Raw genomic sequence first — 12,868 nt, 5'->3', positions numbered from 1 at the left:
CCAAATACAGGGCTCGCCCACCGGCGAACGAATTGGGGATTACTGCACGCCCGCCACCATCATGGGGCGGTTGCTGCGGCACCAGATCGGTGCCAGGTGACCAATCTGGATGGTCAGCTCGTTGCCCTTGCCCAGCACCGTCGTTGGGCCGTTGCTGAAGGCATAGCCCGTTTCAGCGGCCTGCTTGGGCAGGTCTACCGTCCAGCCGCTGCGCCGCAGCACGCTGCGCCCCTGATCGGGGTAGAACTGCATTTCCACCTTTTCGCCATTGCCACAGGCAAACTGCATGCTGCTGCGGTCTGTCGGCTCGGAGAAAGCCTGCAGTGCAGGGGGTTGGCTTGCACATCCCGTCAGCATGAGGGTCACCAGCGCACCCGAACCCAGCGAAACCATCTTCTTCATCGGTCACTCCTGACATCGCGGTGGCCTTGGCGGCACACCCGAAAACCTTGCAACATCCAACACCTTGGGGCCACCGGCCACACAGGCCCCTGGTTGCCACCAAGCACAAACCTTGCCACTACCACCTGCCTGCGCCGCCTTTGTGAAAACACCGAGCTGTGCGCATCTGTCCAGACTGCTTGCGAGAGACCGAAACCACCGACTTCAGAACTTTCCCAACACCCGGCGAGGCGTGTCCACAAGAGTGCCCCAGGGCCCCTGCCCCGTCATTGGGGTGATCCCCACGTCGAGAGCCTCCTCTAAAGTCTGCCCCCGGCCTGTGGCGCCTCCATGACGGTGCAAAAAGCCCTTTGACCTGCGCCTATTGGGAATACAGGCCAGCACAATCCGCCGCACAACTGCTGGATTGCAAGCAGTTGTTGCAAAGAAAGCACCCCCGCAGGGGGGCGTGGTGCGCGGCCTGCAATGGATCAGGACATACCCTAGGAAGTGGCTGCGGGGACCCATAACCGGCCTTGAACACGGGTTGGAGACGACCCGGGCGCCGGATGTGAAGCCGCGCGTTCAACAGCCACCCGCACCGGCGACAGCGCCCGTCCCGATCTGCAGGTACCCTCGCTGGAGAGAGCGTCCCCGGCACATGGCCCGGGAACCGCTGTTTCTGGAGCCCCCACTTGCCAGCGCCCCCTTCCCCTTTCGCACCACCGCTTCTGCCTGCGCGCACCGCGTGGGTCATGCTGCTCGCGCTGGTCTCCGGCTTTGGCCTGAGCCAGGCGTTTCGCACCATCACGGCGATCATGGCGACCGGGTTGCAGGCGGAGTTCGGCCTGTCGGCACAGGCGCTGGGCGTGTTTGCAGGCGCGTTTGCGTTTGCCTTCGGCACCATGCAGCTGTTCATGGGCATCGGCATCGACCTGTACGGCGTGCGGCGCACGCTGCTGGCGGCGTTTCCGCTGGCGATTGCGGGCTCGGTGCTGTCGGCGCTGGCGCCCGGCTATGGCGGGGTGCTGCTGGGGCAGGTGTTGATCGGCGTGGGCTGCGCGCCCGCATTTTTGGTGTGCACGGTGTTCATCGCGCGCTACTTTCCCGCCAGCCGGTTTGCGATGGTGTCGGGGGTGGCCATGGGCGTGGGCGGGCTCGGCATGCTGTTCACGGGCACGCCGCTGGCCTGGCTGGTGCAGCTATCGTCCTGGCGCATGGGCTTTGCCGTGCTGGCTGGCCTGGCCGCGCTGGCGTGGCTGCTGATTTTCTGGAAGGTGCACGAGCCCCCGCAACCGACGCACAACGCCCCTCCGCGCGAATCGGTGCTGCAGGCGGTACGGGGGTTTGGCGCGCTGTTTTTGCTGCCGCACACCGCCGGCATCATGCTGCTGGCGCTGACGACGTATGCCTCCTTTCTCACACTGCGCGGGCTGTGGCTGGGGCCGCTGTTGATCGAGCGGCACGGCTATTCGCTGGTGGCCAGCGGCAACGTGGCCATGCTGTCATCGCTGGTGTCACTGTTCAGCCCAGCCTTCTTCGGCCGCCTGGACCCGGGGCCCACACGGCGCAGGCGCTGGATCACGGGCTTTACCGTGCTGCTGGCCGCCCTGTTCGCGGCCATCGGCTTTCTGCACCGGGAGTGGCTGGACGTGGGCGGCGCCATCGCCGTGGGCCTGCTGTCGGGCTACATGGTGCTGCAGTATTCGGACGTGCGCTCGGCCTATGCCCCCGCCGTCACAGGGCGTGCCATGGCGGTGTTCACCATGGCCCTGTTCCTCGGGGTGGCGCTGATGCAGTGGATGACCGGCGTGGCCGCCTCCATCGCCGCCGCGCAGGGTGCCGACCCGTATGTGGCGGTGATGCTGACCATTGCCGCCATGCTGGCGGCGGGCGCCCTGGCGTTCAGGTGCCTGCCAGCGCCTGCGCGCTGATCTTGGGAGCCTGCGGGGCATCCGCCACACGCCACCACTGCAGCACGCCAAACAGCAGCTCAAACAGCGTGAACCCCAGCACGATGGCATTGGCGCCGTGGGCCACGGCGTAGATCTGCCAGGCCGAAAACAGAACCCGGGCCACGCCATCCAGCCGCCCCAACAACACGGTGGGCGCAGCGATGCGCGCGATAGACCACACCACGACCACCGAGCCCAGCAGATTGGCCAGCAGCATGTGGGTGGTATCCAACGGATGCAAGGTGCCTGGCAGGCCCAGCTGGGCGGCCAACAGGCCCAGCTGGGCATACAGCCAGGCAAAGGTCCACGGCAGCGCAAACGGCCAGGTCACCAGCAGGTCGTACCAGCCGCTGGCGCGCACGATGCGCAGGTAGCGCGGAGTAGAAATTGAAGAAAGGGACATGGGGATCAACGTTGGGATGAAAGAAGCCCCGAGGTTCAGCCCTGAAGTACGCTTCAGGGTCAAGCCACTTTCAGGGGTGGCATTTGTTTTCACGCCACAAGGACATCCCCATGCTGATTGGTGAACTCGCCTCCACCTCCGGCCTGAGCCGCGAGGCCCTGCGCTTTTATGAGCAGCAGGGTCTCATCCGTTCACGGCGCCTGGCCAACGGCTACCGTGACTACCCGGCCGAAACGGCGATGCTGGTGCAGTACATCCGCACCGCACAACAGCTGGGCTTTACGCTGGCGGAAATTGGCGACCGGCTGCCCGCCATCTGGGACGCCGCCGACCCAGGCCCTGCGCTGGCCCAGGTGCTGGCGGTCAAATTGAAGGAGATCGACACACGCATCGCCGCGCTGCAAGCCCTGCGCCAGACACTGGCCGAGCGTGTGGCTACCGATTGCCCGCTGCGTGGGGCCACGGTCGCCTGAAGGGCGCAGCAGCTCCATCACCCGGGGTTGTCACAAAAATTTGACAAAAACAGGCCCTGGCGCTTATCCATCAAGCGTCAATAGCTATATTTTCAATAGCAATCGGTCCTTGCAATGAACTGGAACTTGGCCCCTGGGCGTCCAGCAGGCCTGCACCCACACATGGCGCTGCCATCACCTTCCATACCGGCTCACGCGGCAGATGCGGCCACCGAGTGCAGTAGCACGGGGTTGTTGCCGTAGGCGTCCACACTCTCGATCTGCACGCCAAAGCCCCACAGGCGGGCCACATGCCGCAGCACCTCCTGCGTGTCGTCGGCCAGCGGGCGGCCCTGGTACTGGGTGTGGCGCAGGGTCAGGCTGCGGTCGCCGCGCAGGTTCACGTTCCAGACCTGGATGTTGGGCTCGCGCGTGCCCAGGTCATATTGCTGCGACAGGATCTGGCGCAGGCTGCGGTAGCCGTTCTCGTCGTGGATCTCGCTGACCACCAGCTCGCTCTGGCTGGTGTCGTCGTGCAGGGCAAACAGGCGCATCTCGCGCATCAGGTGCGGGCTGAGGTACTGGCCGATGAAGCTCTCGTCCTTGAAGTTGCGCATGGCATGGTCCAGCGCGGGCAGCCAGGGCGTGCCCGCGATGTCGGGGAACCAGCGGCGGTCCTCCGGGGTGGGGTTCTGGCAGACGCGCTGGATGTCGCGGTACATGGCAAAACCCAGCGCGTAGGGGTTGATGCCGCTGTAGGCGCGGTGGCCCACGGGGGGCTGGAAGATGACGTTGGTGTGTGAGCCCAGCCACTCGATCATCAGGCCGTCGCTGAGGTGGCCCTCGTCGTACAGCGTGGTGAGCAAGGTGTAGTGCCAGAAGGTGGCCCAGCCCTCGTTCATGACCTGGCTTTGGCGCTGCGGGTAGAAATACTGCGCGATCTTGCGCACGATGCGCACGATCTCGCGCTGCCAGGGCTCCAGCAGTGGCGCGTTCTTCTCAATGAAGTACAGGATGTTTTCCTGCGGCTCCTTCGGAAAGCGGTTGTGCTCCTGCGCCGTGCCATCCTTGCCGGGGCGCGTGGGCAGGGTGCGCCAGAGTTCGTTCACCTGCTGCTGGGCGTAGGCCTCGCGCTGCTCGCGCTCCAGGCGCTCGCGCGTCAGGTTCTTCTTGGAGGGACGGCGATAGCGGTCCACGCCAAAGTTGGCCAGCGCGTGGCAAGAATCCACGAGTTGCTCCACTTCGTCAAAGCCGTAGCGCTCTTCGCACTGGGCGACGTAGTCCTTGGCGTACACGAGGTAGTCGATGATGGAGGAAGCATCTGTCCACATGCGGAACAGGTAGTTGCCCTTGAAGAAGCTGTTGTGCCCATAGGCGGCATGGGCAATCACCAGTGCCTGCATGGCGGTGGTGTTCTCCTCCATCAGGTAACTGATGCAGGGGTTGGAGTTGATGACGATCTCGTAGGCCAGCCCCATGTGCCCGCGCCGGTAGCGCCGCTCGGTGGCCAGAAACTCCTTGCCGTAGCTCCAGTGGCGGTAGTTCACCGGCATGCCCACGCTGGAATAGGCATCCATCATCTGCTCGGCGGTGATGACCTCCAGCTGGTTGGGGTAGGTATCGAGCCCAAAACGCTCGGCGGTGGCGGCGATCGCGGCGTGGTAGCGGTCGATCAGCTCGAACGTCCAGTCGCTCGGATCGGGCAGCGGCTGCGCGGGCCGCTCCCCGGCAGGCAGAAGCTGCTCTGGCGCGGCACGGTGGCGGCGCTCGCCCACGGCGGCGGCCTTCCACGGGTTGTCGCGCAAGCGGCGCTCCAGCACCGGATACTGGGTCATGTTCATACCTGCACCCCCTCTTTCTTGAAGAGGTCGCGGAACACGGGGTAGATGTCGCCCGGCTCGGACACCTTGCGCATGGCGAAGTGTGAAAACAGCGGCAGCAACTGGCTGTATTCATCCCACAGGTTCTGCTCTACCTCGGTCACCTGCACATAGGCAAAGTAGCGCACCAGCGGCAGGATCCGATCTACCAGCAGGTTGCGGCAATTGCCGCTGTCATTGGGGAAATTGTCGCCATCGCTGGCCTGGGCGACATAGACGTTCCAGTCACCCTGCGGGTAGCGCGCGCGAATGATCTGGTCGAGCAGCACCAGCGCGCTGCTGACCACCGTGCCGCCACTTTCGGTGGAGTGGAAGAACTGATCCTCGCTCACCTCGGCGGCCTGGGTGTGGTGGCGGATGAAGACGATGTCGATCTTTTCGTAGTGCCGCGTGAGGAACAGGTAGAGCAGGATGAAGAAGCGCTTGGCCAGCTCCTTGCGCCCCTCGTCCATGGAGCCCGAGACATCCATCACGCAGAACATCACCGCCTGGCTGTTGGGCACGGGCACCTGGACACGGGCCCGAAAGCGCAAATCGATGGGGTCCAGGTACGGGATCCGGCCGATGCGCGCCGCAAGCCCGTCGATGCGGCGCTGCAACTCGGCCACCGCCTCACTGGTGCCGTCGTCCTGTGCCAGCAGGGCGTCGAGCTGCAGCTGCAGCGCTATCAACTCGCGGTGCGACGCCTTGCCCAGGGCGATGCGCCGCCCCAGGGCCCCGCGCATGGTGCGCAGCACTGCCAGGTTGTTGGGAATTCCGTCCTGGCTATAGCCGGCGCGGCGCGACTTCCACTGCGGGTTCTCGCCGATGTGCGTGCGCAGCAGGCGCGGCAGCGCGAGGTCCTCGAAGAAGATCTGCATGAACTCTTCCTTGGTCAGCGTGAAGGTGAAATCGTCTTCGCCCTCCCCGCTGTCGCTGGCCTGCGAGCCGCGCCCGCTGCCCCCCTTGGGCCGCTCGATGCGGTCGCCGCGCACATGGTCCGCATTGCCGGGGTGCACCACGTCGCGGATGCCGCCCTGCCCATGGTGGAACACCGGCTCGCCGATGTCCTTCCTGGGAATGGTGATGCTCTCGGCCTGCTCGATGTCGCGGATGCCGCGCTGCGACACCGCACGGCGCACGCTGTCCGCAATCTGCTCCTTGAAGCGGCGGACAAAACGTTCGCGGTTGCCCACAGATTTGTTCTTGCCTGCGAGCCTGCGGTCGATGATTTGCAGTGCCATCCCCTTGCTCCCCTGCGTAGACCAGTGCCCCGGTGGGATGCACTGGCAAAAACCTTCAAGAGCTTTTTTGGCCGCTGCGCTAGCTGCTCTTGCGAACGCGCAAATACCACTCACACAGCAACCGCACCTGTTTCGGGGTGTAGCCCTTGTTCACCATCCGCGTGACGAAATCTTCGTGCTTGCGCGCCTCCTCGGCGCTGGCTTTGGCATTGAAGCTGACCACGGGCAGCAGCTCTTCGGTGTTCGAGAACATCTTTTTCTCGATCACCAGGCGCAGCTTCTCGTAGCTGGTCCAGCTGGGGTTCTTGCCCTGGTTGTTGGCACGCGCGCGCAGCACGAAGTTGACGATCTCGTTGCGGAAATCCTTGGGGTTGGCAATGCCTGCGGGCTTCTCGATCTTCTCCAGCTCGGCGTTGAGCGCGCCACGGTCGAACACCTCGCCGGTGTCGGTGTCGCGGTATTCGTTGTCCTGGATCCAGTAGTCGGCGTAGGTGACGTAGCGGTCGAAGATGTTCTGCCCGTATTCGCTGTAGCTCTCCAGGTACGCCGTCTGGATCTCCTTGCCGATGAACTCGGCATAACGCGGCGAGAGGAACTCCTTGATGTAGCTGGTGTACTTGGTTTCCAGCTCAGCCGGGAACTGCTCGCGCTCGATCTGCTGCTCCAGCACATACATCAGGTGCACCGGATTGGCCGCCACCTCGGCGCTGTCAAAGTTGAACACCTTGGACAGTATCTTGAACGCAAAGCGCGTGGAGATGCCGTTCATGCCCTCGTCCACGCCACCGTAATCGCGGTATTCCTGGTAGCTCTTGGCGCGCGGGTCGGTGTCCTTCAAGCTCTCGCCGTCGTACACCTGCATCTTGCTGAAGATGCTGGAGTTCTCGGGTTCCTTGAGGCGCGTGAGCACCGAGAACTGGGCCATCATCTTCAGCGTGCCGGGGGCGCACTTGGCGGCACCCAGCGAGGATTCGCGGATCAGCTTCTCGTAGATGCGGGTCTCCTCGCTCACGCGCAGGCAGTACGGCACCTTGACGATGTAGATGCGGTCGAGGAAAGCCTCGTTGTTCTTGTTGTTGCGAAACGCCTTCCACTCGCTCTCGTTGCTGTGGGCCAGCACCACGCCGTCAAACGGGATGGCACCAAAACCCTCCGTGCCCTTGTAATTGCCCTCCTGCGTGGCAGTGAGCAGCGGATGCAGCACCTTGATGGGCGCCTTGAACATCTCGACGAATTCCAGCAGGCCCTGGTTGGCCAGGCACAGGCCGCCGCTGTAGCTGTAGGCGTCGGTGTCGTCCTGCGCAAAAGTCTCCAGCTTGCGGATGTCCACCTTGCCCACCAGGCTGGAGATGTCCTGGTTGTTCTCATCGCCCGGCTCGGTCTTGGCGATGCCCACCTGCTTCAAGATGCTGGGGTAGCGCTTGACCACCCGGAACTGGCGGATGTCGCCGCCGAACTCCTCCAGCCGCTTGACCGCCCAGGGCGAAAGCACATGCTGCAGGTAGCGCCGGGGAATGCCGAACTGCTCTTCGAGCACCGGGCTGTCCTCCACCGCATCAAACAGGCCCAGCGGCGACTCGTTCACCGGCGAGCCCTTGAGCGCATAGAACGGCACCTTCTGCATCAGGTACTTGAGCCGCTCGGCCACCGAACTCTTGCCTCCGCCCACGGGTCCCAGCAGGTAAAGGATCTGCTTGCGCTCCTCCAGCCCCTGCGCGGCATGGCGGAAAAAGCTCACCACCTGTTCGATGGAATCTTCCATGCCGTAGAACTCGGTGAACGTGGGGTAGCGCTTGATCACCTTGTTGGCAAAGAGGCGCGAAAGGTGGGGGTCGTTGCGCGTATCCACCATCTCGGGCTCGCCGATGGCGGCCAGCATGCGCTGGGCTGCCGTGGCGTAGACCATGGGATCCCGCTTGCACTCGGCGAGGTACTCGTCAATCGACATTTCCTCTTCGCGGCTGCGGGCATAGCGCGCGGTGAAACTGCTGATGGCATCCATACGACCTCCTGTGGCGGCACCCCCGGCGGGCTCGGGTGGTGCCACGGTGTTGCAGTGGGAATCGCTACCGGCTTAGCCCTTTGTAGCACCACGGCCCGCCATTGAACAGGGTATTTGTCCATGCAAACAACGCTTTTTCGCAGCATGCATACACAGGGATAGAGCACGGCACACGGCGCAAAGTTCACCACACACCGGGTTTCCAAGGCACGTTGCCAATGATGCCCTGGCACAACAGCCTGCTGGACGCGAGAGCCCGGCCATCCAGCGTGAGGAGCTACCAAATAAAGAGCATCACAGCGAACTGGCGCTCGACCCGTCGCCCCGGTACAGCCAGGGCACATCCAGCACCCTTTCACCCAGCAACCGCAGCGAAAGGTCTCGCCCCCAGCGCATGGGCCCCGTGGCATGAAAGATGCGGCCGTTGCGGGTGGAGCGGGCCTGCACACGCGCATTGCGCTGCCATCGGTTGAGGGCGTATCGGGTGAGTCGCAGGGGCACGTCGAGGTCGTGCATGGCGAGCGCACGTTGCAGCTCGGCAGCGTCTTCAATGGCCATGCCCGCACCCTGGGCCAGATAAGGGCGCATGGGGTGGGCGGCATCGCCCAGCAGCCCCACCAGGCCTTGGGCCATCTCGCCCGCATGTTGCACCGGCGGACGGTCACACAGCGGCCACAGCCGCCAGCCGGGGCCACCCGCGGTGCTGACGCTGCGCACCACATCCTGCAGCGCGGTGCAGGTGCCCTGCAGGGCGTGGTCAAGGCCTGCCACGTTGGCTGCATGGTCCCAGCTTTCCAGATCCTGCGGCGCGGGGCCCTGCACGATGACAACGATGTTCTGCAGCTCGCCCCGGCGCACAGGGTACTGCACGGCATGCAGGCGCGGGCCGAGCCAGGCGGTGACCTGGCCGGTGCGCAGCGCATCGGGGAGCGCATGCTGTGGCACCAGCGCGCGGTAGGCCAGGTGCCCAGTCACGCGGGGCGGCACGGCGCCCAGCAGCTGGTTGCGGGTGCGGCTCCACAGGCCATCGGCGCCAATGAGCGCATCCCCTTCCACCTCTTTGCCCCGGCTGGTGCGCACGGTAACAACCCCATCGCCGTCAACAAAGCCGTCAATGGCGTGCTCCAGATTCAATTGCGTGTCGGTGTATTTGGTGACAGCGGCCAGCAGCAGCCCATGCAGGTCGGCGCGGTGGATGGTGGCGTAGGCCGCGCCATAGCGCTGCACCGCCGTGGGGCCCAGCGGCAGCACGGCCAGTTCCTTGCCACTGACGGCGTTGCGCACCTGCAAGCGGCTGGGGAACGCGGCCACAGCCTGCAACGGCTGCTGCAGGCCCCAGGCCTGCAGGCGGCGCACCACGTTCGGCCCGATCTGCACGCCAGCGCCCACTTCGCTGAACGCTGCCGCGCGCTCGTACAGCCGCACATCCCATCCCGCGCGCGATGCGCCCAACGCCGCCGCCAGCCCGCCGATGCCACCACCTGCCACCAGAACCTGTTTCTTCATGCGCCCATTGTCGCGCCTGCGTGGCGTAGCGGCTTTGTCACAACGCAGGCCGCAGCGCTCGCTCCAGAATCTCCGGTGGCATGGGTCGGCCGAACAGGTAGCCCTGGAACGCCTGGCAGCCGTGGCGCTGCAGGAATTCAAGCTGCCCCGTCGTCTCCACGCCTTCGGCCACCACGGCCAGGTCCAGGCTGTGCGCCAGCGCAAGGATGGTGCGCACGATGGCCGCGTCGTTGGGGTCGGTCTGCAGGTCGCGCACAAAACTCTGGTCGATCTTGAGCTGGTCCAGCGGCAAGCGCTTCAAGTAGCTCAGCGACGAATAGCCGGTGCCAAAGTCGTCCAGCGAGAAGCCCACGCCATAGCGCCGCAGGTATTCCATGCGCGAGATCACATCCTCCACATCGGCCAGCAACAGGCTTTCGGTCAGTTCCAGCTTCAGGCGCTCAGGGTTGGCCCCGCTGGCCTGCAGGGCACCCAGCACCTGCTCCACAAAATCGGGCTGGCGAAACTGCCGCACACTCACATTCACCGACAGGAAAAACTGCCTTGTGAGCGAGCTGCGGGACCACACCACCAGTTGCTCACAGGCGGCCTCCAGCACCCACTGCCCCAGCGGCAGGATGAGACCCGTCTGCTCAGCCAGCGGGATGAATTCGGCCGGCGACACCAGGCCACGCCGGGGGTGCTTCCAGCGCACCAGCGCCTCGGCCCCCAGCAGGCGGCCCTTGCCGTCCACGATGGGCTGGTAGTACAGCGCCAGCTCCTTGTCCTGCAAGCCCCGGCGCAGGTCGGCCTCGAGGGCCGATCGGTTGCTGACGGCGGCCTGCATGTCGGGATCGAAAAAGCGCTGGGTGTTGCGGCCCGCCGCCTTGGCCTGGTACATGGCCAGGTCGGCATGTTTGAGCAGTTCGTCCACACTGACGGTCTGCTGGCCAAACAGCGCAATGCCGATGCTCGGCGTGCTGTGGTGGCCCGTCTCACCCAGCGCATAGGGCTTGCCCAGCGTGGTGGCGATGTGGCTGGCCACCAGCGCGGCCTCAGCGCTGGCGTGGGGGCCATCCGCACTCAGGCCCTCCACCAGCACCACGAATTCATCCCCGCCGAAGCGGGCCACGGTGTCGGCCTCGCGCACGCAGGCCTTCAGGCGCTGGGCCACCTGCACCAGAAGCTGGTCGCCGGTGTCGTGGCCCAGGGTGTCGTTGAGGTCCTTGAAGTTGTCGAGATCGATGAACAACAAGGCCCCTTGCGCTCCTGAACGCACCACAGCAGCCGTGGCGCGCTGCAGCCGGTCCACCAGCAGGCGGCGGTTGGGCAAGCCGGTGAGTACGTCGTAGAACGCCAGCTGCTCAATCTGGCTTTCCACCCGCTTGCGTTCGGTGATGTCGCGGCCTACGCCCCGGTAGCCCCACAGCGCGCCCTGCGCGTCAAACACGGGTACGCCACTGACCGAGATCCAGTGCATGCTGCCATCTGGCCGCTGGCGCTGCAGTTCCAGGTCGCGAAACGGCTGATGGGTCTGCAACACCGCACGGTGTGCCGCCCAGTCGGCCTCGGTCATGTTGAGCGCGCCGATCTCCCAGCGTGTGCGGCCCATCACGGTCGACAGCGGGATGCCGTTGACGCTCAGATCGCCCGCAAGCTGCACGAACCGGCCTTCTGCATCATGCTCCCAGTACCAGTCGGACGACAGATCGCTCAGCGAGCGAAAGCGCGCCTCGCTTTCGCGCAGCTCATTCTCCACACGCACATAGTCGCTCACATCGGCAAAGGTGCGCACCAGGCCACCATCGGGCAGGTCGGTGGTACGCACCTCGAAGGTGCGCCCATCGCGCGTGGTGCGCCAGTACACAGTCGGTGCGGGGGCCACGGCGCCGCCCGCCACGTAGTCGTGCCCGCGCCGGTCTACCAGGCGATGGCCTTCGCCAAAATCTCCACGCTCCGCCTGGATGCGCGTCAGGTCGGCCAGTGTGGGCCGCGTGGCCATCAACGATTCGGGCAGGTTGAGCAGCTCCAGCACGCGCTGGTTGTAGACGGTGATGCTGCCGTCCGCCGCTGTCTTGAAGATGCCCTGGCTCATGCTGGCCAAAGTGGCCTGCAGGGCCGTGCGCTGCTCCTGCAGCAGAGTCAGCGCCTCTTGCCAGACGCGGGCGTCCACCATGCGCCCGGGCTGGCCCCGCCCCTGTGCGCCTTGCAGCAGCACGGCCAGCCGGTGCAGCAGCTCGACCAGGTGGGCCACCCCGTCGGCCTCGCGCACCATGTAGTCCCCCAGCCCGCAACGGAACGCGCGTGCAGCCAGCGCCTCCTGGTGGGCATCGATGCACATCAGCACCGGGCGGCCCGCGCACAGCTCCAGCACGCCGGGCAAGTCCTGCACCGAAGGCTTGAGGCACAGCACCACGGCATCCCACGCCTGCGACGCAAGCGGTGCCCGGGCCGCCTCGGGCGTGGGGCTGTTCACCACACGCCAGTCCGGGTAGCGCGCTGAGATAAGGTGCCGCGCCGACGCCGCATGCTGCGTATCGCCGTCGACCCAGAGAATGCCGGGGCCGGTCATGGCTTGCGCCCTTCAGGAAGGGCCACCGCAGGCTGTGCGAACAGGCCCAGCTGGTGCTCGCGCGCAAACACGTCGATAGGCACCGGCCGGCCAAAAAGAAACCCCTGAAACCCCTCGCACCCATGCAGCCTCAGAAAACTCAGCTGCCCCGTCGTCTCCACCCCCTCGGCCACCACCTCCAGGTCCAGGCTCTTGGCCAGCGCCAGGATCGTCCTCACGATCGCCGCGTCGTTCGGGTCCGAGAGCACGTCCCGCACGAAGCTCTGGTCGATCTTGACCTGGTCCAGCGGCAGCCGCTTGAGGTAGCTCAGGCTGGAGTAGCCGGTGCCGAAGTCATCCAGCGCAAACCCCACGCCTTCGCTTTTGAGCTGCACCATGCGGGCGATGGTGTCTTCGATGTCTCCCAGCAGCAGGCTTTCGGTGAGTTCGAGCTTGAGTTTGCGGGGGTCGGCGTTGTGGCTCTTGAGGTCTGCAGCACTTCTGCCACGAAGCCCGGTTTGCCGGAACTGCCGGGC

At 65.2% G+C, this 12,868-nt stretch carries 10 protein-coding genes; 2 read left to right on the top strand and 8 right to left on the bottom strand.

What is annotated here, in order from left to right; all coding sequences use genetic code 11:
* Window positions 1-39 precede the first annotated feature (39 nt).
* A complete protein-coding gene (locus tag ARADN35_RS0103765) occupies window positions 40-402 on the bottom strand; it encodes an MliC family protein (protein ID WP_010459175.1) in 363 nt (120 codons plus the stop codon).
* A 734-nt stretch (window positions 403-1,136) separates the two neighbouring features.
* Here ARADN35_RS0103765 and ARADN35_RS0103760 point away from each other — a divergent pair.
* Window positions 1,137-2,315 carry an MFS transporter gene (locus ARADN35_RS0103760; protein ID WP_085940290.1) on the top strand — a complete coding sequence of 393 codons (1,179 nt, stop codon included), beginning with the start codon at window positions 1,137-1,139 and terminating at the stop codon, window positions 2,313-2,315.
* Here ARADN35_RS0103760 and ARADN35_RS25825 read toward each other — a convergent pair.
* Window positions 2,287-2,739, bottom strand: a complete 453-nt coding sequence (locus tag ARADN35_RS25825; RefSeq protein ID WP_010459171.1) for a hypothetical protein — start codon at window positions 2,737-2,739, stop codon at window positions 2,287-2,289. The two genes, ARADN35_RS0103760 and ARADN35_RS25825, sit on opposite strands and share 29 nt — an antisense overlap.
* A gap of 110 nt (window positions 2,740-2,849) precedes the next feature.
* Here ARADN35_RS25825 and ARADN35_RS0103750 point away from each other — a divergent pair, with 110 nt between their 5' ends.
* On the top strand, window positions 2,850-3,212 hold the full coding sequence (locus ARADN35_RS0103750; protein ID WP_010459169.1) for a MerR family DNA-binding protein: 363 nt from the start codon (window positions 2,850-2,852) through the stop codon (window positions 3,210-3,212).
* A gap of 191 nt (window positions 3,213-3,403) precedes the next feature.
* On the opposite strand, the gene ARADN35_RS0103745 is transcribed toward ARADN35_RS0103750, so the two are convergent.
* From ARADN35_RS0103745 to ARADN35_RS25820, 6 genes are all read right to left on the bottom strand, one after another.
* On the bottom strand, window positions 3,404-5,032 hold the full coding sequence (locus ARADN35_RS0103745) for a SpoVR family protein (RefSeq protein WP_010459167.1): 1,629 nt from the start codon (window positions 5,030-5,032) through the stop codon (window positions 3,404-3,406).
* Window positions 5,029-6,294: a YeaH/YhbH family protein gene (locus ARADN35_RS0103740; protein WP_010459165.1), complete on the bottom strand. Its 1,266-nt coding sequence runs from the start codon at window positions 6,292-6,294 to the stop codon at window positions 5,029-5,031. Before ARADN35_RS0103740 ends, ARADN35_RS0103745 begins: the two co-directional genes overlap by 4 nt.
* Window positions 6,295-6,373: 79 nt before the next feature.
* Window positions 6,374-8,296: a PrkA family serine protein kinase gene (locus tag ARADN35_RS0103735; RefSeq protein WP_010459163.1), complete on the bottom strand. Its 1,923-nt coding sequence runs from the start codon at window positions 8,294-8,296 to the stop codon at window positions 6,374-6,376.
* Window positions 8,297-8,590: 294 nt separating this feature from the next.
* Complete coding sequence (locus tag ARADN35_RS0103730; protein WP_010459161.1) at window positions 8,591-9,802, bottom strand: FAD-dependent monooxygenase; 1,212 nt, start codon at window positions 9,800-9,802, stop codon at window positions 8,591-8,593.
* Between the two features lie 37 nt (window positions 9,803-9,839).
* Window positions 9,840-12,353, bottom strand: a complete 2,514-nt coding sequence (locus tag ARADN35_RS0103725) for a putative bifunctional diguanylate cyclase/phosphodiesterase (RefSeq protein WP_010459159.1) — start codon at window positions 12,351-12,353, stop codon at window positions 9,840-9,842.
* Window positions 12,350-12,868, bottom strand: a 519-nt coding sequence (locus tag ARADN35_RS25820) for an EAL domain-containing protein (protein ID WP_010459157.1), incomplete at its 5' end; no start/stop codon positions are given. The genes ARADN35_RS0103725 and ARADN35_RS25820, both read right to left, overlap by 4 nt.

Source organism: Acidovorax radicis N35 (assembly GCF_000204195.1).
Classification (GTDB): domain Bacteria; phylum Pseudomonadota; class Gammaproteobacteria; order Burkholderiales; family Burkholderiaceae_C; genus Acidovorax; species Acidovorax radicis.
This window is presented reverse-complemented; position numbering and strand designations above follow the sequence as displayed.